Below are 22,401 nucleotides of genomic sequence, written 5' to 3'. Positions count from 1 at the left end.
CTTGCTCGCGATTGTGGTAAGTCAGCCAGCAGCAATGTTGACGGGGCTGTCGTTATCGCGAGCAAGCTTTGCTCCCACAGGTTTTGCGCCGTTTGATCCTTAACTGACTGGTATTAGACGCTGGGTCCGGTTTTTTTATGGGGACAGTGGCCACGTTGTCTGTCCGGTCGCGACTATTGGCCACTGAATAGGAGGCATCTGATTTCAGATCAAGGGTTCCAGCCAGTAGCCTAAAAACTCGAATATTTAATTGACGTCAATATGATGGCTAACTAGTATCGCGCCACTATTTTGATGTCACTTATATCGAGGGATCGAACATGTCCTCACCCGCCCTTTGGGCGAGGTTGTGCCTGGTTTTGCTGTGCCTGTCTCCGCTTACCCTGGCTCACGCCGCCCCCACCCCCGGTGAAACCGACCTGATCCGCGAGCGCCAGAACCGTTTGCTCGAAGAGCAGCGTCGTCGTCTGGAAGAGCTCAAGGACCTGCCCGGCCAGGAGGCGAAACCGACCCGGCCGGCCGCGCCAGTCGATACCCGTTGCTTTCCCATCAAGACCATCGAACTCAAGGGCGCCGACAGCCTTTCGGCCGGTGAACGCGAGCGGCTGCTCAAGCCCTACATCGGCCAATGCCTGGGCGTGCCCCAGCTCAATGAACTGCTCAAGGTCATCACCGACCACTACATCGAGAAAGGCCTGGTCACCAGCCGTGCCTACTTGCCGCAGCAGGACCTGTCCAGCGGTCACCTGCAAGTGCTGGTGGTCGAGGGCCGGCTCGAAGGCTTGAAAGGCGCCGAAAACAGCCAGCTGTCGGCGCGTGAATTGGCCATGGCGTTTCCCGGCAAGACCGGCGATCTGGTCAACCTGCGGGAAATCGAGCAGATGGTCGACCAGCTCAATCGCTTGCCATCGAACCAGGCGCAGATGGAACTGACCCCCGGCCAGAACGTCGGCGGCAGTGAAGTGCTGGTCAAGAATACTCCGCAAAAGCCCTGGCGCGCCGGGCTGTCCCGGAGCAACGACGGCCAGCGCAGCACCGGCGAGCAGCAGTGGGGCACCCGCTTCGAGTGGGACAGTCCACTGGGCCTGGCCGACCAACTGATGTTGCGCGGCGGTCATGACGCGATGAGCGATCACCAGCACACCTCGCGCAACGCCATGCTCTATTACAACCTGCCGTTTGGCTGGTGGAACGTCAGCTACACCTACAGCCAGAGCGAGTACCGCTCGCAGATCGCGGCCAACGGTTTCAACTTCAAGCAGACCGGCGATAGCCAGAACCATCAGCTGCGGGTCGAGCGAGTGATCTACCGCGACGCCCTGAGCAAGACCTCCCTCAACACCGGGCTGGCGTACTTGCGCAGCAACAACTTCATCGAAGACAGCAAACTGGCCCTCAGCAGCAATCGCCTGAGCGAAGCGCAGTTCGGTATCAACCACGGCCGTCGAGTCGGCAGTGCCTTCGTCAACCTGGACTTGGGCATGCAGCAAGGCATCGGCGCCTTCGATGCCCAGGCCAACCACGACCCGGCACCCGGCCAGGCTGACGCCCGCTATCGCAAATACACCGCCACGGTCAGCTATCTGCAACCGTTCAAACTGTGGGACGAGTCTTTCAGCTTCAGCAGCTTGATGACCGGCCAGCACAGCGAAGACGTGCTGTTCAGCCCGCAGCGCCTGAGCTTGGGCGGGGAGTCCTCGATTCGTGGCTACAAGGACCAATCGTTGGCCGGTGACAACGGTGGCTACTGGCGCAACGACCTGCGCTGGAGCCGCCCGGTGACCCTGGAATGGCTGCGCCCGGTGTTCGCCGAATACGGCACCAGCCTGGGGTATGACCAGGGCGTGATCAGCGGGACCCGCTACAACGGCGATCAGCACGGGCGCATGTCGAGCAACTCGCTGGAGCTGTTCGCCCGTGGGCAGCACCTCACCACCAGCGTCACCTTCGCCCACTCCCTGGAACGCCCGGATGCGCTGACCGAGCGTGAAGCGCCGATCTATTTCCGCGTTGATCTATCCATTTAATTCTGTTGCAACGAGACCTGATCATGGACGACCGCCAATACGCCTTGCTGGCCCGCCAACCTTCTGCTGTCCTGCAAAACCGCGAACGGTTCTGCGGCATGCCCAAGCGCGGCCTGGCATTCCTGCTGGCCAACGTCATGTTCTGGCAGCCGATGTGGGCCCAGGCGGGCGGCATTGTCGTCAGTGGGTCGGGCACCAGCCTCGGCCAGGCGGGCAACGGCGTGCCCATCGTCAACATCGCCAAGCCCAACGGCAGCGGCCTGTCCCATAACCAGTTCAAGGACTACAACGTCGGCAGCAATGGCGTGATCCTCAACAACGCCACGTCGCGGACCCAGTCCACGCAACTGGGCGGGATCATCCTCGGCAACCCGAACCTCAACGGCGCGGCCGCCACCACCATCCTCAACGAAGTCAACGGCGGCAGCCCCAGCCAGTTGCGCGGCTACACCGAAGTGGCGGGGCAGTCGGCCCACGTCATCGTGGCCAACCCCTACGGGATTACCTGCAACGGCTGCGGTTTCATCAACACCCCCCAGGCAACTTTGACCACCGGCAAACCGGTGGTGGAAAACGGCCAGTTGACGCGCTACCAGGTCGACCAGGGCAGCGTCACCGTCGAAGGCGCGGGCCTCAACGCGACCAACGTCGACCGCTTCGAAATCATCACTCGCAGCGCCAAGATCAACGCCGAGATCCAGGCCAGGAACCTGACCATCGTCGCCGGCCGCAACGATGTCGATGCCACCAGCCTCGATGCCACCGCCCGCGCTGACGACGGCAGCACCAAACCGCAACTCGCCATCGACTCCTCGGCCCTGGGCGGCATGTATGCCGGGGCGATCAAGTTGGTGGGCACCGAGGCCGGTGTCGGCGTGAAGCTGGACGGCAAGTTGATCGCCAGCGGTGGAGACATCCAGCTCGACGCCAACGGCCATTTGAGCCTGGCCGACACCTCGGCCACCGGCGCGGTCGACGTCAAGGCCGCCAGCGCCGACGTGCAAGGCGCGGTCTACGCTGCCAGCGTCAACGTGCAAACCAGCGGCGCGCTGGACGTGCAGCAGAGCATTGCCGCCCGCGACCAGATCAGCTTGAGCAGCGGCGGGCAGTTGACCAACAACGGCGTCATCGAAGCCGGGGTCAATGCCGACATCACCCGTAACGTCACAGGCGATGTCAGCCTCACCGCGCAGAATCTCAACAACAGCGGCAAGAGCGTGATCGCCAGCCGCAACCTGACGACCCACGTCACGCAGACCCTGAACAACCAGGGCGGGACCTTGAGCGCCGGACAGGCCTCGACTGTAGAAGCCGGAACCCTGGACAACCAGAACACGGGCCGGGTACTGAGCAGCAAAACGCTGACCGTCACCGCCGACACCCTGCTCAACACCCAGGGCGTCGTCAGCAGCGATGGTCACCTCACGGCCACTGTCGGGCAGTTGAACAACCACGCCGGCCAGATCCAGTCCGCCCAAGACATGCAACTGACTGTCGAGTCCCTGGACAACAGCCAGCAAGGCCTGCTGAGCAGTCAGGCCGGGCTGCGGGTGGATGGCGCGCAACTGAATAACGCGGCTGGCCTGCTCACTGCGGTGGGCCCGGTGCACCTGGAAACCAGCGAAGTCGATAACACTGGCGGGCGCATCTCCAGCAAGAGCGACCTCAGCGCAAACGTCGCCGAACTGACCAACCAGGGCGGCGAGCTGGTTGCCCAGGGCCCGTTGACCGTCAACGGCCAGGGCCTGGATAACCGCAACGGCGGCCTGGTCGGCGCGACAGGCGCGCTGACCCTCAACGTCGACGCCGTGGACAACCGTGGCGGGGAGATTTCCAGTTCGCTGGGGATCGACATCGACGGTCTGCGCCTGAACAACAGCGACAACGGCAAGGTCCTGGCCGGCACCGACCTGGGCCTGAAAGTCGCAGCAATCATCAACCAGACCAAGGGCCTTCTGTTCAGCACCGGCACCAGCACCGTCACCGGACAAAGCCTGGACAACAGCGGCGGCAGCCTCGTCGCCCACCAAGGCCTGGACATTCGCCTCGACAACGCCTTGAGCAACGTCGCCGGCCTGATCAGCAGCGAAGGTACCCTGACCGCGAAGGCCGGCAGCCTCGACAACACACAAGGCAGCATCTCCAGTGCCGGCGCCCTGGGGCTCCAGCTCGACAATGCCTTGCTCAACCAGGGCGGCGAGCTCGTCACCGACGCCGGCCTCACGGTCAAAAGCGCCAGCCTCGACAACCGCAATAGTGGCACCATCAGCGGCAAGCAAGGCGTGCTGGTCGAGACCGGCGCGTTCGACAACAGCCAGTCCGGCCGCCTGAGCAGCGGTACCAGCCTCGACCTGACCACGCAAAAACTGACCAACCAGAACGGCGGCCGCATCGCCAGCAACGGCGCACTGACCGTCAGCGTCACCGATCTGGACCAGCAGGGCGGTCAACTCTTCAGCAACACGGCCCTGACCCTGGACCTCAACCAAGGCCAGTTGAACAACCAGAACGGCCTGATCAACGCACCGCTGCTGATGCTCAAGAACCTCAAGGGCGTCAACAACGACGGCGGCGAGATCTCCAGCGCCCAGGCGTTCACCCTGGCCGCGCAAAGCCTGGACAACGACAGCGGCAAACTGCTGAGCAACCAGGCCCTGACCCTGCGCGTCGATAACGCCCTGACCAACCTCAAGGGTCTGATCGCCGCCGCCGCGCTGGACGTCGAAGCCGCAAACCTGAACAACAACGGCGGCACCCTGACCAGCCGCGCCAACCTCGACCTGGCCCTCAGCGGCCAGTTGAACAACCAGGGCAACGGGCTGATCAGCGCCACCGATGCCTTGACCGTCACCACCAGCGGCCTGAACAACCAGCAAGGCTCGTTGCTCGGCAGTGCCATCGCCGTCGACTTCGGCGCCGCCACCGGCGACCTCAACAACAGCGCCGGCCTTATCACCACCGCCGGTGTTCTCAGCCTCAAGCACCTGCGGGACCTGAACAACCAGAACGGCGAAATCTCCAGCAGCCAGAGCCTGGACCTGAACACCCGCGACCTGGACAACAGCGCCGGCCAACTCATCAGCAACGGCGTGCTGACTGTGGGCGCCCGCGACGTCATCAACCAAGGCGGTTTGCTGTCCGGCTTCAAGGGCCTGGGCCTGACCGCTGCAAGCCTGGACAACCGCAACAGCGGCACCCTGTCGAGCCGCGACGAAGACCTCAGCGCCACCCTCAGCGGGGCGCTGCTCAACGGCAATGCCGGCGCACTGGTCGGCAAGAAACAACTGACCGTCAGCGCCGCCAGCCTGGACAACAGCGGCGGCATCCTCTCCAGCGGCGGCGACCAGACCCTGACCGTCACGGGCGGTGTGCTCAACAACGCCCAGGGCGGCCTGATCGACAGCGGTAACGCCCTGGTCATCAACGCCATGACCCTCGGCAACGCCGGCGGCACCGTCAACGCCCAGAATGCCCTGAGCTTCACCGGCACCACCCTGGACAACACCGGCGGCCAGCTGATCGGCAACGCCGCCGTGACCCTCGACCTGCTCGGCGCCCTGACCAACACCAACGGCAAACTCGCCAGCATCGGCCCGCTGCGGGTCGACCGCGCCACGCAGATCACCAACCAGGGCGGCCAGATCGCCAGCCAGGGCCTGCTGACCCTGCTCACCGCCGGCCTGGACAACCGCAACCGCGGCACCGTCGCCGCCAATGACCAACTCATCCTGACCAGCACCGGCACCGTGCAGAACGACGCCGATGGCCTGATCTACAGCCAGAACGGCGGCGTGCAGATCGACGCTGCCAGCCTCACCAATGGCAAGGGCACCGTGCAGAGCCAGGGCGCCATGACCCTGACCGTCGCCAACGACCTCGACAACCAGAGCGGTCGCCTTCAGGCCAAGGCCGGCGACCTGATGGTCGTCGCCCGCAACCTGGACAACCGCGGCGGCGTGCTCGCCAGCCTGCAGGGGTTACTCACCACCCAACTGAGCGGCGTACTGAAAAACGGCTACGACCTCAACAACAACCGTCAGGGCGGTATTACCCAGGCCCAGCGCCTGAACCTGATCGCCCTGGGCGGCCTCGACAACTACGGCGGGCGCCTCTCGGCGCAGACCGGCGACGCCAGCGTCACCACGCGCAACTTCGACAACCGCAACGGCGGGTTGTATGCCAAGGGAAAGATCAGCGTCACCGCCAACGATTTCGACAACAGCGGCGACAACGACGGGCAGATTGCCGGTAGCCAGATCGATCTGGATCTGACCGGGGCGTTGAACAACCGGTTGGGCATCATCGAGAGTGACAGCACCCTGGCGATCAAGGCGGCGAGCCTGGATAACCAGACGGGGCAGTTGCGGGCGTTGGGGGTCGGGGGCAAGACCAACTTCCAGATCGGCGGGCTGTTCGACAACCGCAACGGCATCTTGGAAACCGCCAACAGCGATCTGACGCTTGGCGCCGCCAGCTTCCTCAACACCGGTGGCAGCCTGCTACACGTGGGCACAGGGCTGTTCGACATTTCCAGCGCGAACGTCATCGGCGCCGGCGGCACGCTCGTTACCCGTGGTGGCCTGACCATCAACATCGACACATGGCGCAACAGCGGTGTCATCCAGGCCGGGCGCCTGAACGTCAACGTCAACAACTTCACCCAGACCGCCAGTGGCCAACTGTTGGCCTCCGACAGCTTTACCGGCAGCGGCGTCAACTGGTTCAACGAAGGCCTGCTTGCCAGTAACGGCAGCATGAACATCGGCCTGAGCGGTGCCTACTGGGGCGCTGGTCGCCTGAGCAGCCAGGGCACCCTGGGGCTTGGCGCCGCGCAAGTGAGCCTGAACAGCGTCAGCTCCAGCATCGCCGGCGGTGGCAACACCACCGTCAACGTCAGCGGACAACTGGATAACGCCGGCCGGCTGACCTCCGCCGCCAACCTGGTGGTCAACGCCGCTGGAGTGAACAATTTCGGGACGTTGGGCAGCGGTCAGGGGCTGACCGTCACGACGGGGTTGCTGGTGAACAATCAAGGGTTGATCTTCAGCGGCGCCGACATGGGCCTGCGGGTCGACACGCTGAACAACCTCGACGCCAATATTTACAGCTTGGGCAACCTTACCGTTGACCGCAACGGCCAGGGCGCCCTGGCGAGCAGCATCCTCAACCGGTCCGGCTCGATTCAAAGCGACGGCAGCATGAGCCTGGCGGCCAGCACGATCCAGAATATCCGCACCTTGCTGACCGTCGGCAATGCTGGGATCTACACCGCCAGAATCGACGAAGCCACCTGCATCGAGGGCTACAACGCCGGGGACTGCAGCGGTAAACAGAACCACGTCTGGGAAATCCTGCAGCGGGAGAAAACCGAAGTCACCGCCGCCAGCGCCGCCTCCAGCATCACCGCTGGCAGCAACCTGACCCTGCGTGGCGGCGATCTGCTGAACCAGAGCAGCACCATTGCCAGCGGCGGCAACTTGACCGCGTCACTGGCCAACCTGACCAACAGCGGCGTCGAAACGGGTGAAACCGAAACCTCGCGGACTTACATGTCCGAACGGACCCGAAATGCAGGTGGCTGGTATAGCGCGGCGAGCAACTTCAACAACCAGTACTGGTTCGAAAGCGCAGGTTACAACGCCAATAACCTGGGCGGCCTCGAGGGAGGCATCGCCAGTTTCATCGGCATGACCGAAACGGAGCTTGGGCAATTTCGCAAGACCACCCAACTCGCCGGCGGCGACCAAAGCTACGCGGCCGTGATCCAGGCCGGCGGTGCGGTCAACATCTCGACCCAGAACAACATCGACAACAACGTCGTACGCCCGGGCTACAGCTACATTGGTAGCGGCCCACGCACCAGTACGGCGGCGGCAGGCAGCCAATACTCGACCCGCATCACCCTCAACCAGCAACTGCCCCCCAACCTGGCGCAACAGCAAGTCAATCCGGTCGCCTTGCCCGGTTTCAGCCTGCCCTCCGGCCAAAATGGCTTGTTCCGCCTGAGCGGGCAGGATGGCAGCGCTCCGGCCAGCAGCGGTCCACAAAGCTGGACCCTGGGCACCGTAAGCCTGACGCCGGCCCAGAGTCAGCAGACACCGCCCACTGGCCAGGCGAGCACCTTCGACACCAGCACTACCGTGACAGGCACCTTGCCCGGTCGTAGCGCCGACTTCACGCTCAACCGCGTCCAGGGCCTGCCCATCAACACCGTGGCGGCCAACCCGCACAAATACCTGATCGAAACCAACCCGGTGCTCACCGACCTCAAGCGCTTCATGAGTTCGGACTACCTGCTCCAGAACCTCGGCTACGACCCGGACCAGAGCGCCAAGCGCCTGGGCGACGGCTTGTATGAGCAGACGCTGATCCAGCAAGCCGTGGTCGCCCGCACCGGCCAACGCTTCATCGACGGCCAGACCTCCAACGAGGACATGTTCAAGTACCTGATGAACAACGCCATCGCCAGCAAACAGGAACTCAACCTGTCCATCGGCGTGAGCCTCACCTCCGAACAAGTCGCGGCCCTGACCCACGACATCGTCTGGATGGAAAACGCCGAGGTCAACGGCGAACAGGTCCTGGTGCCGGTGCTGTATCTGGCCAACGCCAACAACCGTCTCGCGGCCAACGGCGCGTTGATCCAGGGCAGCGACGTGACCCTGATCGCCGGCAAGGACCTGAACAGCGCTGGCACTCTGCGCGCCAGCAGCAACCTGTCGGCCAAAGCCACCAATGACCTGGTCAACAGCGGCCTGGTGGAAGCCGGCAACCGCGTCGACCTGCTGGCGGACAACAACCTCGTCAACAAGGCCGGCGGCATCATCGCCGGACGCGACGTCAGCCTTACCGCTACCCGCGGCGACGTGATCAACGAACGCACCGTCACCACCCACGAAAGCGACAGTGGCTATCGCAGCGAGCGCACCGACTTCATCGACAGCGCCGCCCGCATCGAAGCCGCCAACAACCTGACCCTCAACGCCGGACGCGACATCAACAACGTCGGCGGGGTGCTGAAGAGCGGCGCCGATACCACCCTGAGCGCCACCCGCGACGTCAACCTCACCTCGGCCGAACGCGTCGCCAGTGGGACCCGCGGTCTGCATCGTGATGAAGACATCAAGCAATACGGCTCCAGCCTGGACATCGGTCGCGACCTGACGGCGAAGGCAGGGCGTGATCTGACGGCGGTTGCGAGCCAGATCGATGCCAAGCGCGATATCAGCATGAGCGCGGTGGGTGATCTGACGTTGGCGTCGGCGGCGGATGAGCAGCATTCGTATGGGAAGACCAAGAAGGTTACGGCTCAGGAAGACCATGTGAGTCAGGTGTCCACCAGCGTGACGGCGGGTGGGAATGTGATGCTCAGTGCCGGGAAGGATTTGGGGTTGATTGCCAGCAAGGTCAATGCTGGGGATGAAGCCTATCTGGTGGCGGGCGCGAACCTGGTGCTGCAATCGGCCGAGGATTCGGATTACAGCTTCTATAGCAAGACCAAGAAGTCGTCTTCCGGGAAGAAGTTCCGGCTGGATGAGACCAGCTCCGTTACCAACGTAGCCAGTTCGGTGACGTCCGGTGGCAACAACGTGCTGAGCGCCGGCAACGATCTGCTGATCAAAGGCAGCAACGTCACTTCCGAAAAAGGCAGTGTCGGTCTGGGGGCGGGCAACGACGTGCAAATCCTCGCCGTTACCGACTCCAACAGCGCCCGCCATGAGCGTAAGAAAAGCAAAAGTAGCTGGGGTGGCTTGAAGTCGAGCAAGGTCAAGGATCAGTTGGCCGAAACCCAGACCACCGCCGTCGGCAGCATGATCTCCGGCGACACCATCGCTGTCGTCGCCAAACGCGATGCCACCGTCACCGGCTCGGCCTTGGTCAGTACCGACGACCTCACGGTACGTGCGGGACGTGACCTGACCATTGACGCGGCAGAAAACACCTTTTCCCGCACCCAAATGCACAAGGAAAAAAATCGCGACCTGACGGGTGTATTAACGGGTAACAACCTGGGCCTCGATGACATCACCGGCAACCAGCACCTGTCGATCAGTAATCAGAAACACAACGGCACGGCGTCACAAACCACTTTGACCGGCAGCACCATAGGTTCCAGCAAAGGTAACGTCAGCCTCGTGGCGGGTGGCGACCTCAACGTCATCGCCAGTGACCTGGTCAGCACCAAAGACATGAGCCTGCGTGGCTCGAATGTCACCATCGCAGCGGGCATGGAAACGGCGACGCAAAGCACCGTCGACAAGGCCAACAGCCTGGCGGTGGGTCGTGTCGTCGGTGGTGCGATCATCGATACGGTCAACACCATTCGCTCTTCCGTCGAGGCCGCGAAGGATACGGATGATCCTCGCCTCAAAGCGGTGAAACTCGCCCAGGCAGCCTTGGCGGCCTACAACCTCGGCGGTATGGCGGAAGACGCGAATGCTCAGAAAACCGGTTTCGCCGATAAACAGGGCGGCACTGCGAGCAACGGTTCGCTGATCAAGATCGGCACGGAACTCGCCAGCACCCATAGCAAAAGCACCAGCGATTACGCCAGCCAAACGGCCAAGCAAAGCACCCTCAACGCGGGCAGCACCTTATCCATCATCGCCAATGGCAATGCGGCGGAAGACGAGGGTGATCTCCACGTTATCGGCAGCAGCATCAAGGCGGGCAACACGTCATTGCTTGCCAGTAACAACATCATCCTGGAGAGCGCGCAAAACACCGCCAATTGGTCCAACCACAACAGCAACAACAAAACCGCCATTGGTGCCAGCTTCAACATCGGCCAGCAAAACGGCTTCACCCTGGACCTGGGCGCCCAGCTCGCAAAAGGTATGGGCAACGGCAGCTCCGTCACCCAGGTCAACAGCACGGTGAACACCGGTTCGCTGTTGCTGCGCAGTGGTGCCGACACAACGTTGGCAGGGGCTCAGGTCCATGCCGACGAAATCAAGGCGCTGGTCGACGGCAACCTCAACATCGTCTCCCGTCAGGACACCCAGGACCAGAAGAGCAAACAAAGCAGCGGCGGTTTCGGCGCCAGCATCTGCATCCCACCGTTCTGCTACGGCACACCTGTCGCGGCCTCGGCAAACGTGGCCGCGGGCAACATGAACAGTGAATACAAAGCGGTTACGGATCAGACCGGTCTCTTCGCCGGCACGGGCGGCTACACGGTCGATGTCGGCAAGACCACCACCCTCGAAGGCGGTGTGATCGCCAGCGATGCTTCGGCCGACAAGAACACGCTGATCACCGACCGGCTCATCGCCACCGATATCAAGAACGTCAGCGAAATCCACGCCCAATCCGCAGGAGCCAGCATCTCGGGCAGCTATAGCGGCGCCGGCGCTTCAGCTTCGGTGGGGGGGCTGTACGGGATCTCCCTCAGTGAGTCGGATAAGAGCCACACGCGTAGTGCCGTGAGCGAAGGCACGATCATCGTTCGCAATCCGGAAGGTGCGAAGGATGTTGTCGGGTTGAACCGCGATACGGCGAATGCCAATGAGACGCTCGATAAGCCTGATGAAAAGGCTATGAATGACCGCATCGAGTTGGTGAAGAGCTCGGTGGAGTTGGTTAAGGGCGTAGGGGACGCAATTGCTGCGGCGAAGATCGAGGAAGCTAAGAATTCCAATAGTGAGACATTCAAAGCCGCACGGCAAAAGTTGCTCGATAACGGCGTCGTTAACCCAAGTGATGATCAAATCTTCAAGCAGGCTCAAAGTGATTATGGCGTTGGCAGTAGTTTCCAAAAAGCCAGCCAGGCAGTCACAGCCATCGTTCAAGGACTGGTGGGTGGAAGTATTGGCGGTGCTATAGGGGGCGCAGCTGCGCCTTATCTGGCGCAAGCGGTCAAGGACATGACCGAGGGGGATGCAACAGCCAACTTAATGGCCCATGCGGTTTTGGGGGCTGTGATCGCCAGAGCTGGCGGTAACTCGGCTTTAGCGGGCGCAACGGGGGCTGTTGCTGCCGAGGTGACCGCACGCCTGATCCGGAACGAGCTCTATGCCGGAGTGAGCGACGAAGAGCTGACGCAAGAGCAGAAACAAACCATTTCTGCGTTAGCCACATTAGCCGGGGGTATTGGTGGAGCAGTTACAGGCAAGGATGCTCTGTCTGCCGTGGCATCTGCTCAGATCGGGAAGAATGCGGTAGAGAACAACTTCCTGAGTCCCGCTGATCAGACGTTACTGGACAAACTAAGGCAGCAGAGGTTGAGCGGCGATACTCGCGTCTCGGTTGCCAAGAAACTGGTCGAGCTGGATAGGTTGGATCAGATTTCCAACGCATTGCTGGAACGTTATCGTCTGCACAGCGACACGATGTCCGATGCTGACAAGGCACAGCTCAACGCCTACCTGCAGGAGTACACCTACGCACTGATAAATGCTTATGGCCCAGAAGCGGCACAAGCAAAAATCAACGCGATGACTCGGAGCGGGCCATTAAAACAAAGCGATACCGTCGCCTATGCCAGCTACGGTGCGGATAAGCAGGCTTCATTGGATAGGCTGTACCCAGGCGGAATCATCGATCAGATGGGGCGCCCATTAAGCCAAAACGAGCAGCTTTATCTTGATTCACTCGGCACTCTGCGTATCAATCAGGATTACCAAGCGCTTGCCGATGTAGGGACCCCGGCGCTGTACCTGATGAGCGGCAGCCTGGGCGCGAGCATCCGTCTGCTCGCTGCCGAAAGTGGGGCGCTTCAGATCGCGTATGGGGGGGTACAGGCCTATCAAGGAGATGCGTGGGCGGCCGCTGGCAATATTGTGATGGGGGCTCTGAACGTTGTAGGTTCGAGAGCGGCAGGGGGAGTGAAGGGCGATGGGGTTGGGAGCGCTACAAAAGGTGAGCCTTGGGATACTGTTGGAGCACGAGCAGATGGGGACTTTGGATTTTTAAATCAACCGGTCAAGGTTGTACCAGATCCCGTACCATTAGCACCGCGGATTGACGTAACCTCGGATTTTTCGATGAGGTCGTATAAAGATGGCTTGGTTATGTTGAAGTACGGAGATCCTGAGGTGGCGGGGCTTGTCGTAAACGTGGATAAGTATGGTGTTTTAGGTTTTGATGTACGCGCGAATAGCAACGGATTTAATCCCTCTGGAACAGATATGTTCATTAGTGCTATGCAACGGCTGGATCAAGAGGGCATAAAAGTTAGTGCAATTCGTGGTGCTTGGGTTGAGGGCGTAAAAAGCGTTAATACCACGGAATACACGGCTAATTTGGCAAAGGGTATGTCTCCTACTGAGGCTGCTGCAAATACATGGACCGGACGTATTGCTGCGAAGTATGGATTTACAAGTGTTCAGGCTCCGAAGAAGGAAATGTTTAGCGATACGACTACAGTTATTTTTAAGCGGCCATAGATGGCTGTTTTATTAATGGAGGAGCTATGCTTGAGGGGATTAGTGAGGGTGAGTTGCCTTGCGAGGTTTTTAGAAAGTTGATAAAACTTGATCCTACCATCGGTAATATACGTCTTAGTGAGATTTTTCATGAGGAGTTTATCGAGGTGGATAGTCTGGCCCTGCAGCTAATATGGCGCTGGCGGGGGCCGGGAAAAGCTGAAGGGATAAGTGATGAGTCACTAAACTCTGAGTTGTTGTTTATGTTGAAAAATGCTGGTTACTTGATGTAGGGGGAAGCAGTTTTAAGGAAAGACTACGATTGAATCGCTAAAAATATGACCGCATGTGGTGGTACAGAGCACTAGAAGATGCTAGCAAGATATTTGATTCGGCGGGCGGGATAGGAAAAAAGAGAGCAGATTTATTTTTGTTGCCCATCTGATGGATGAAAAAGAGGACAGATTTTATTTTTTTACTTCTGCTACGCTGAAGGCCTCCATGGAAGGAGGAGTCAGCAATGCCGAGAATGGGATGTATTGTTTTACCAAACTATCCGCATCACGTTGTGCAGCGAGGCCATGATCGCCAGGTAGTGTTCGCTGGTGCGGAGGATATCAGCGCTAACTCATGGATGATCTGAAAAACAAATCTGTTCCCTTTTTTATCCCCTTTTTTTCGCAGTTGCTGAGAGTTAATTAATGATTACCTATGAGCGCGCGCTGGAACGAGCGAACGCATATTTAAAAAATGCAGATATTCCTCTGCAGTTAACGCATGAGGGAGAGTTTTCTGAGGGGTGATTCTTTTGCTATCAATCTAAAGAGTACTTAGAGATAGGAAACTTTTCGGCTCAACTGGCTGGAAGTGGTCCGTTTATAATTGATAAGGAAACAGGAGGTCTTCATGTTCTAGGGACCGCCAAGTCTCTAAAGGAATATCTTGATCAGTATGTGATGGGAAAGTTAAAAAATAAAATTGATTGCTGGTGCAAAAGAATCAGAAAAGTATACTGGTGTTCAAAGATATGGGTGGAGGTTTGGGCGCGATAAGTTCTATAATTTCAAGTAACTAATGAAGGATACAAAAACCTGGGTGCACAAAAACAAGAAAAAACGGGAGTAGACCACATTTTTAAGTTCGGTCTTCCACCTAGGGTAATTAGGTCTTGGTAGTTCATGGTTTGCTGCATAAATCGCATTTAAGATCGGGCGTCGTGTTTAGCTAGATGCTTACAGCGACCGGGGGGGAATTACCCAATCTTATAGTTAGAAAACTTGGTCTGTCCCCGTTTTCCACGTATGATTGATTTATTGATGCAGGCGGCGCAGAAGAATGGACTATTTTAATGGGTAGTAAATGTACGGCTTCGACGGTTCCGTCTGCGGCAAATGAGCTTCTTCGTAAGCTTGCCGGAAAGCAGATTATCAAGTTTGTCAGGTACAGCTGGTGGGATGCCTCGGAAGTTTCAACTCATTGCGGTGTCGAAGATGATATGGCCTTCTCATTAACGGCCGGACCATTAGTCATTTATTTTGAGTGCGACATAGTTCTTGGCTTTTCGAGTGATCCCTCCCTGAATAGTGTCATTATCTGGGATGAGGCTGCGAGAATTGCAAGCCAGAGTTCGAGCTCATTGGAAAGTGACAGTGAGCTGTTCTCTATTTCTGAGACTGGACGGTTTGCCACTGCTTTCTGGAAGGACCTTATTGGAGATCGGGTAAGTGGTATTACAATACTTAAACGAGCGCAGATGAATGCGAAGGCGCAGCAACGACCCAGCGAAGTAGGCCTGCGTTTTGATGTTTGTGGGGGTAAAAGCTTTATCTTATCCCATGGGCTGCATGATGATTCTGATGATTTTACAGTACTGGAAGTATCGCAAGTGAAGGCAGTCGGTCTGGAAGAAATGTCCTTGAGTTAACGACGTTGTAGGATAAACAGAAGGCAGGACCGGCTGAGGTCACGTTTTCTAAATCTGTTAATGCGGTTTTCAAAGTTGATGGAGAGAATGTGATTAATGCAACCTTGATTGAGAGTTTTTTAGCGCAGGGATTAAGTGCTCATGTTAGGGCGGTTTTAAATGAGGCGCTCCGGCAAAGAAGTCGATCCGATGAGGTTGTAGCTAGGCTGTGTGAATTCAATTGCTTTGATGTTGCATTTGATTTTTTGAGAGATTTGGTGGTTATTCAAGATGTCCTGGACTCAGGGCCAGAAAGTAGCGTGGAGATGCCTCTCTCAGATTTTATTTTTCTCTGTGGGTTAGAAAAATACTGAGAAAAGGCGTATGTTTTTTATCTCTGCCATGGTGATAGCTTCCATGGAGAATCTGGTAGCGCGGTCATTTGACAGCTATGAGCCGTCTCGTGATGAGATAGCGCAGTTTATTGCTTTGTAAAGGGCGGCGAGGGCGAGGGATCGTAAAATCGAACTAGAAATAATTCTCCCCCCGTGTACCGAATTCAGGTGAGCCAGGATAGAAAAAACACTATGACATGTGAGCGCTGTGGAGAAAAATTGGAAGTCTTCAGACAAGCAAGTACACAAGGTTTAAGGTGTCCTAACTGCGATTGGTCAGCATTGACAACACAAATTCCAGGTGTTCAGGTGGATGAGACCGTCTACGAGGTTAGGTGTAGTGGAAACTATAAGAATGAAAGTCATATTAGGGTCGTATCTGAAATAACGAGTTTAAATTTTTTAATGTCTAGAAAAGCTCTTCAGGAAGGTGTTGTTATCGTGTTTTCTGGGCGAGCTAGGGAAGCTTTACGAGTTAGGAATGTTCTCTCTTCTGTCGGGTTGACTTACAGAGTTTCACCTGAGTTTATTTGGGAGTAAACGGTGGGTGGTCGCTTATGATTTGTACGGATCGAAAGGCTTTACACTTTTTGAGGTGAGATTAAAGGTCGAAGAATGCTTAAAGATTTTCTTTGAGGAAAGAGAGAGTGCATACCAAGGAGTTGTTTATTATCGCTTCGGTGATAATGAGTCGGAAAAATTTGTTTTGAAGCACAACATCGATCCTTTTGATGGGGAAGCTGTTGAGCGAAAAATGGGGGAGTACCCTGTTTTTCTTTACGTAGATATGACCACTCGCTCTGAGGAAATTAGGCACCTATTGGGCTCTGATTTTTGTTTGCTTAGACATGAGCTATACGACTGAGGGGGTTGAGTCAGAAGGCCGTTCTGCTGGCTTCTTCGCAAGCGGAAGGTGAGGCTTGGATATATAAAAGTCGGTTTTGGCTTGTTGATGGAAGTTAATTCTTAACGATGTGCTTGGAGCATTTATGAAGAAAACCACGCTGCTGTTGCTGTCCCTTGTCCTGACGTTACCAGGCTGCAAATCCAATGTCCGAGATTCTTCCCCAACCCTGCTCAACAACGGCATCCAACTCCAGCAAAACAGAGTGACCGCCGACGCCCAACACGCCAAGGTCATCATGAAAGCGATCGGCAACGTCGTCCCGGTAGAGTTCTCGATCAGGCGCGCAATGGATCCTGACCAGCGTCTGGATGTGCAGGGAATCGTAGTGGATTCCGGTCGTGGCAAAGTGTTCGGCTGGATCGCCAAGCTTAACGAAGCGACTCACAGCGCGACCTTGAAGCACTTCCCTCAGTTGGAAGTACAAGCTGACCCCGGTCAGCCATTCGAGGTATCGGGTTACGCCAGCGGTGAGAGTATCAACCATGGCTACCGCTGTGGTCCGATCAACACCACGTTCACGCCGGAGAAAGGTAAGGTTTATCTGGCGGAGTTTCAGTTTGTGGGTCAGGGCTGTGAACTGCATGTCTATGACACCACTCAGCCTCAGCAGCGCATTCCTGTTGCGAGTGCACCTAGCCTCTGATTCAGTTTACAAATGCGAAATGGGCGACCAACAGGTCGCCCATTTTCATTATTCCGCCGCCTGCGCTCGCAACCGCCGTCCAATCACGTCGCACCCATCGCGCAACGATATCGTCAGCATTTTGCAGAAGTCGGAAAGCACGACGGTGTCGGAGCTGATATCCGAACGAAACGCGATGTTCTCCAACACCTGAGTCACGGTGCGAATACGATAGTCGGCAGTTTCGAAGAGAACGTCGAGCGGGGCTTCGGTATCGATGAGCAGGGTGGCGGGGATGCAGTCGATGCCGGTGATGGGCATGTATCGATTCATGAATTGTAGCCTCGTTTGATTTAGTGAGAGCTACCAACGGATCGTCGCCAAACGAAAGGGTGGCAGCTGTACGCAGGTTGGCGAACCGGAACGAGGTACCGGCAGACCCGAAGATCTCCCGCGTACAACTGCCATGAAGCGAGGCAGTATCGCGGATGCGCGGGCGCCTGCAAACAAGCAGATCGCTTTCGCACCTCGTTACCAGGTCGCCAAACCCGAGCCGCCATTTGAGCGACAAGGGACTATAGGCTTGCCGGTTCCTTGGTCACAAGACACCGCTTTCCGAGCCTTATGTAGGACCTTGCTTAGGCAGCGGTCGGCTTTGACTCTGCGTAAGGTCGAGCAGCCTAGCCTGCTGGGCAGTCGTCCTTGCACTGAGTTGTCTTGACCGGGAGCCGCAAATTATTGGTGCATGTCGGAAGGATTGCCCTACCTTCAGCGAAATATCCCACGACTTTTTAGGGTTGTCCCTCGGAAATGCGCTCCCTACTCTTTTGTCTTTCGTTTTGATTCAACGTCCTAGGAAAAGTCCAGGGGCTAAGAAATATCACGATTTAACTTAACGCTTCGCAATGCGTGCTCGAGTCTCTTTAAGGCTCTTCAAGAGATTCAGCCACGTCTCAGGACTGTCGAGAATTACAGCCGATGAACATGTGCAACCCTCCCCATCCCGGTGAGTTCATTACCGAAATCTATCTGGAGCCGAACGGTATCAGCGGTCGTCACCTGGCTGAAAAGCTTGGCGTAGCGCCCTCGACTCTGAGCCGTGTCTTGAGAAGTACCTATCGCGTCTCGCCTGAAATGGCGCTGCGTCTGTCGGTCGCAGCAGGTCGCTCGCCGGAGAGTTGGCTGGCTATGCAAGGTGTTTACGATCTGCAGGTTGCTCGCCGGCATGTTGATTTGGGGCAGGTAGGAAAGCTGGTCTTCTCATGATTCATCCGATCCAAACACGGTATCGACTTCAACGACGTTCCGGCCGTCTTCCAGCATCCTGTGCTGGTTCTGCACGATGACCGAGCGGATTACGACGAAGATCGCTGGATCGCAATTGGCTGGATCAAGGTGTTGATTGGCGTGGTCGTGTATACCGAGCGGCGTGGTGATGTCATCCGTATCATCTCAGCCCGAAAATCCACTCAGCAGGAGGCCAAACTGTATGTCAAAAGCATCGAAGACTGACTGGGAGCGCCTGGCCAGAATCAATGACGAAGACATCGACACTACCGACATCCCCGAATTGGGAGAGGATTTCTTTCGTCGCGCGGAGCTGCGTGTTCCGACAAAACAAGCGGTGACCATTCGCCTCGACTCCGATGTGCTGGAGTGGTTCAAGGGACAGGGCGCTGGTTACCAGACGCGCATCAATCAACTTCTGCGTCAGTACATGCAAGCGCAGCAAAACCACCGGTAATAAAGGATGCAGCAATGAAACGGGCGAATCAGCTCGTCCGTTTTCATTATTGTTCTTCCTGCGCCCGCAATCTCCCAATTACATTCAAGTGGTGGTGTTGATTCAGGCACCGTAGGCGCCTGCTGCGCAGTCGAGCGGGAGCAAGATCCCTCGCCACAGGGGAGCTTTGCTCGACTGGGCGGTAGGTGAATGCTCTGCATCAACCGTGGCAGCACCCGTTGGGCTTCGCATCCTCGTACTTATCATGATGCCGCACCCAATCCATGATCTCGTCCTCATTACGCCCCTTGGGCGTCAGGTCGAGGTATTGGTAAGTCCCGACCAGCATGTCCAAACCTCGGGCATACGTGGAGTAGGTGTGGAAGATCTCGCCAGCTTCGTTGCGATAGAAGACGCTCAGGCCGGGGAGTTCGCCTTCGGCGGTGTCGGTTTTTTCGTAGTTGTAGGTGGCCGTTCCGGCGGCGGTGCCTTCGGCTTTGAAGCTGACGCCGAAGTCGTAGTTGAAGTCGCAACCGTTTGAGGAGACCCAGTCGAAGGCCCAGCCCATGCGGCGTTTGAATGGCTGGAATTCGGCGAACGGCGCGCGGGAGACGGCTACTACGGCGACGTCGTGGTGGGCCAGGTGTTGGTTGGCGCCGTCGATGTGGTCGGAGAGGAAGGAGCAGCCTTGGCAGCCTTCTGTCCAGCCGGGGCCGAACATGAAGTGATAGACGATCAGCTGGCTGCGGCCGCCGAACAGGTCGGCCAGGCTGAGTTCGCCGTTCGGCCCCTGGAAGCGGTAGGGTTTGTCGATTTTCACCCACGGCAGGGCGCGGCGTTCGGCGCTGAGTTTGTCCCGTTCGCGGGTGAAGGCTTTTTCGTGGGCCAGGTGTTGTTGGCGGGCCTTGAGCCATTCTTCCCGCGAGACGGCTGGATGGTTCTCTACGTTCATGGTGATTTCTCCTGGAGGCAGGGCGTTTCAACATGTGGTCGTCTGGCCCTGGATGAATTCGACAGACCGTTGGTCGGTTGGCGCGACGGTCCGCCTGGAAGCCTGGCTGAACGGTGGCGTGGCGCCTCGGTCACAACTTGAGTAGGCATCTCACTCTTTGGAGGATGGACCAGGATGACGACTTATAACTGGGACTTGATCGAACGGTTGTTGCACGAAGTGCAGAACGGCGCCGGCCACAGTTTTACCCCTAGGCCTTACGCGGAGCAGTACGCGGCGGCGAAGGCGGCCGCAGGCGAGGAGATAGAGAACCTCGATCATCTGAAAGCGGTCGCCGGGGAGTACGAGAAGTTGCTGCTGCAGCGTGGCTTCATTGAGCCTCGGCCGGAGGAAGAGGGCGGTAATGGCGAGAATTTCGTGCTGACGGTGCGGGGTTCGCGTTTGTTGAGCCTGATCGACAGCAGCATTCCCGGGAATGATCATCCGCGCCAGGTGCTGGATGAACAGGAGGATGCGCTGGATGAGTTTACCTTTGATGACCTGGCTTCGAAGGCGCAGATTGCCTGAGGGTTGTACACAACATTTGTGGGAGCGAGCCTGCTCGCGATAGCGGTGTGTCAGTCGCCATGTAGCAGGATGACACTCCGCTATCGCGAGCAGGCTCGCTCCCACAGGGGTTCTCAGTGTTTTTGAGAGCTTGTTCGTTCAGTTTCTTGCCGCTTTCAGACATTTCAAGTCACTGAAATCTTTCTTCACCCCGTCGATCTTCTTCAGCAGCCGTTCGCGCTGGGGCGGGGTGCTGTCGGCCATCAGGTCTACCAGCAGGCTGCGGGCCTGGGCTTCGGTGTTGTTGTAGGCCTCGCGGTAGGCCGGGGTCCAGAGGCTTTCGCGGTTGACCAGCAGTTGCTCGATGCGTTTTGGAAAGTCAGGGGCGTGGCGCTGGGCCACGGCGGCGCTGAACTGGTTTTGCCAGTGGGCGCGGTTGGCAATCCATTGCTGGTTCTGGTCGCCCAGGGCGGTGGACCAGGCCACCACGCGCTGGCGTTGGGCGATGTTGAGGGGGCCGAGCCAGTCGTTCAGGCGTTTTTCCATGCGCTCGCTGCGTTCCTGGATCTGCTGTTGCAGCGACGGTTTGAGGTATTCCTGCTGGCGCTTGCGTTGGTCCCTGGTGAATGCAGCGTCCATGTCGTCGACTTGTTCGTCGTTCAAGCCTTGCAGCAATTCGATGGCTGACGGCGTGATTTCCCGAGCGGTTTCAGCGATGGCGGCCTTGGCTTCCTCGGTGCGCTGCTGCAGGGCTTCATCGGTCACCTGGTTGGTTTGGACCATGCTCCTCAAGCGGTCCAGCCAATCGAGGTAACCGGGCAATTGCGTGGTGCAGTGCCAGCTCAGGTGCTCCTTGAGGCGTTCGTTGAACCAGTCTTTTTGTTCGCGGTTGATATCCAGGTAGTCGTTGAGGGTCCAGGGGATGATCAGGTCGAGGTTGCGGTAGGCCAGGCCGATGCGGCTGCAGGCCGTCAGCAACAGCAGCAGGGCGATAAACAGGACGGTGCGTGCAAACCAGCGCGACATGAGCGAGTCCTTGCGAAGCCATCGGTGTTTTGTTTGAGCATGGCAGGCGCGCGGCAGTTCAGCCTAGTAAAACGGATGGGCCATCTTCAGGGTCAGCAGGCCGTCGCATTCGCTGTTGTGGCCGGAGTAGGCCGAACAGCTGCTGCCGCTGAGGCTGGAATCGCTGTAGATCAGGTCCAGGTCGATGCCGCGCCACGGACGGGAAATTTTCAACGACCAGTCGCTGAAACTGCCTACATAGCCATCCTCGACCGAAACCGGTGTATTGAGCTGATGGGTGGTGTACTTGGCGCTGACGCCGATGCCGAACGGCACGTTACCGCCCAGGTCTGCGAACAGCGTGCTGTTCTGTTTGTCCGGATCGTTGCTCAGGGCTAGGCCGAAACGGCTGCCGAGCACAGTCAGCCCGCCATAGAGTTCCTGGCTGTCGAGGGTGTCGACGGTGGGATAGCTGTAGTGGATAAGGCCGACTTCGTAGCCAAGGGTCTGGTCGAAGGGATGCTTGAACCCCATGTAGGAATCCACCTCGAGGTTGGCGGATGAGGTCAGGCCGGCGCTGGGCGACCATTGTCCAAAGTACCAGCCGCTGTCGTGACTCAGGTCCAGGCCTCCGTGAAACGAGCCAGTGCTCGAAGGCGTGACGAGGCCTTGGGCCATGCTACGGCTGGGGTTGGTGCCGAGCTTGAGGTCGAAGTCGCCGAGTTCGCGCTGGAAGATCTGTCCGTGAGCAGGCGGGCAGGTCAGCAGGCTGATGCTCAGCAGGGTAATGGGGAGGCGCATGCTTCACTCCGTGAATAGCGAGGAGCAGAATAAGCTGGAACACTTGAGTTAGAGAGGTGCAAGCATACCGGCGAATACCCGGCGATGAAGGCCGTTCGTCGATTTTTCCGAGTGGGATGTGGCAGGGGAGGTTCCAGTCCAAGCGCTTCGAAGC

At 58.0% G+C, this 22,401-nt stretch carries 15 protein-coding genes and 2 pseudogenes; 13 read left to right on the top strand and 4 right to left on the bottom strand.

The features are described from left to right. The first annotated feature begins 320 nt into the window (after positions 1-320). From AD665_RS17150 to AD665_RS17125, 9 genes and pseudogenes are all read left to right on the top strand, one after another. Positions 321-2,027, top strand: a complete 1,707-nt coding sequence (locus AD665_RS17150) for a ShlB/FhaC/HecB family hemolysin secretion/activation protein (protein WP_053192928.1) — start codon at positions 321-323, stop codon at positions 2,025-2,027. Positions 2,028-2,050: 23 nt separating this feature from the next. Continuing rightward, the gene (locus AD665_RS17145) at positions 2,051-13,414 is read left to right on the top strand and encodes a two-partner secretion domain-containing protein (RefSeq protein WP_053192926.1); all 11,364 of its coding nucleotides are present in this window, start codon (positions 2,051-2,053) and stop codon (positions 13,412-13,414) included. Between the two features lie 26 nt (positions 13,415-13,440). Then, complete coding sequence (locus tag AD665_RS17140; protein ID WP_024779086.1) at positions 13,441-13,686, top strand: hypothetical protein; 246 nt, start codon at positions 13,441-13,443, stop codon at positions 13,684-13,686. 227 nt (positions 13,687-13,913) lie between these two features. Further along, positions 13,914-14,009 (top strand): annotated as a pseudogene (locus AD665_RS27885) (transposase); the annotation flags it as partial. A gap of 202 nt (positions 14,010-14,211) precedes the next feature. Then, positions 14,212-14,445: pseudogene (locus tag AD665_RS27880) on the top strand (hypothetical protein); the annotation flags it as partial. Positions 14,446-14,741: 296 nt separating this feature from the next. Next, positions 14,742-15,317, top strand: coding sequence for a hypothetical protein (locus tag AD665_RS17135; protein ID WP_024779087.1), 576 nt, complete (start codon positions 14,742-14,744; stop codon positions 15,315-15,317). Positions 15,318-15,406: 89 nt separating this feature from the next. Next, positions 15,407-15,670, top strand: a complete 264-nt coding sequence (locus AD665_RS26995) for a hypothetical protein (protein WP_080686244.1) — start codon at positions 15,407-15,409, stop codon at positions 15,668-15,670. 568 nt (positions 15,671-16,238) lie between these two features. Next, positions 16,239-16,556 (top strand): hypothetical protein, encoded by a 318-nt coding sequence (locus AD665_RS17130; protein WP_024779088.1) that lies wholly within the window; start codon positions 16,239-16,241, stop codon positions 16,554-16,556. Positions 16,557-16,680: 124 nt separating this feature from the next. Beyond that, positions 16,681-17,241, top strand: a complete 561-nt coding sequence (locus AD665_RS17125) for a hypothetical protein (protein WP_053192924.1) — start codon at positions 16,681-16,683, stop codon at positions 17,239-17,241. 48 nt (positions 17,242-17,289) lie between these two features. On the opposite strand, the gene AD665_RS17120 is transcribed toward AD665_RS17125, so the two are convergent. Beyond that, complete coding sequence (locus tag AD665_RS17120; protein WP_053192922.1) at positions 17,290-17,553, bottom strand: hypothetical protein; 264 nt, start codon at positions 17,551-17,553, stop codon at positions 17,290-17,292. 645 nt (positions 17,554-18,198) lie between these two features. Between AD665_RS17120 and AD665_RS26990 the strand changes: the two genes are divergently transcribed. The 3 genes from AD665_RS26990 to AD665_RS17105 are packed head-to-tail and all read left to right on the top strand — an operon-like array spanning position 18,199 to position 18,964. Further along, on the top strand, positions 18,199-18,486 hold the full coding sequence (locus AD665_RS26990) for a HigA family addiction module antitoxin (RefSeq protein WP_080996595.1): 288 nt from the start codon (positions 18,199-18,201) through the stop codon (positions 18,484-18,486). 3 nt (positions 18,487-18,489) lie between these two features. Continuing rightward, positions 18,490-18,732, top strand: a complete 243-nt coding sequence (locus AD665_RS17110) for a BrnT family toxin (protein WP_053192917.1) — start codon at positions 18,490-18,492, stop codon at positions 18,730-18,732. Then, positions 18,710-18,964 carry a BrnA antitoxin family protein gene (locus AD665_RS17105; protein WP_047701705.1) on the top strand — a complete coding sequence of 85 codons (255 nt, stop codon included), beginning with the start codon at positions 18,710-18,712 and terminating at the stop codon, positions 18,962-18,964. The genes AD665_RS17110 and AD665_RS17105 overlap by 23 nt, the downstream gene beginning before the upstream one ends. A 199-nt stretch (positions 18,965-19,163) precedes the next feature. Here AD665_RS17105 and AD665_RS17100 read toward each other — a convergent pair whose 3' ends face one another. Next, on the bottom strand, positions 19,164-19,895 hold the full coding sequence (locus AD665_RS17100) for a DUF899 domain-containing protein (RefSeq protein WP_053192916.1): 732 nt from the start codon (positions 19,893-19,895) through the stop codon (positions 19,164-19,166). A 174-nt stretch (positions 19,896-20,069) separates the two neighbouring features. On the opposite strand from AD665_RS17100, the gene AD665_RS17095 reads away from it, so the two are divergent. Next, the gene (locus AD665_RS17095; RefSeq protein WP_024779091.1) at positions 20,070-20,462 is read left to right on the top strand and encodes a hypothetical protein; all 393 of its coding nucleotides are present in this window, start codon (positions 20,070-20,072) and stop codon (positions 20,460-20,462) included. Between the two features lie 138 nt (positions 20,463-20,600). Here the strand turns inward: AD665_RS17095 and AD665_RS17090 are convergent, their stop codons facing one another. Together AD665_RS17090 and AD665_RS17085 are read right to left on the bottom strand one after the other, a co-directional pair. Next, positions 20,601-21,467: a DUF6279 family lipoprotein gene (locus AD665_RS17090; protein ID WP_053192913.1), complete on the bottom strand. Its 867-nt coding sequence runs from the start codon at positions 21,465-21,467 to the stop codon at positions 20,601-20,603. A gap of 63 nt (positions 21,468-21,530) precedes the next feature. Continuing rightward, positions 21,531-22,247, bottom strand: a complete 717-nt coding sequence (locus AD665_RS17085) for a TorF family putative porin (protein WP_024779093.1) — start codon at positions 22,245-22,247, stop codon at positions 21,531-21,533. Positions 22,248-22,401: the final 154 nt, after the last annotated feature.

This window comes from Pseudomonas corrugata (genome assembly GCF_001269905.1).
Lineage (GTDB): Bacteria > Pseudomonadota > Gammaproteobacteria > Pseudomonadales > Pseudomonadaceae > Aquipseudomonas > Aquipseudomonas corrugata.
The sequence above is the reverse complement of the archived record's forward strand: the minus strand, read 5'-3'. Positions and strand labels throughout refer to the sequence as shown.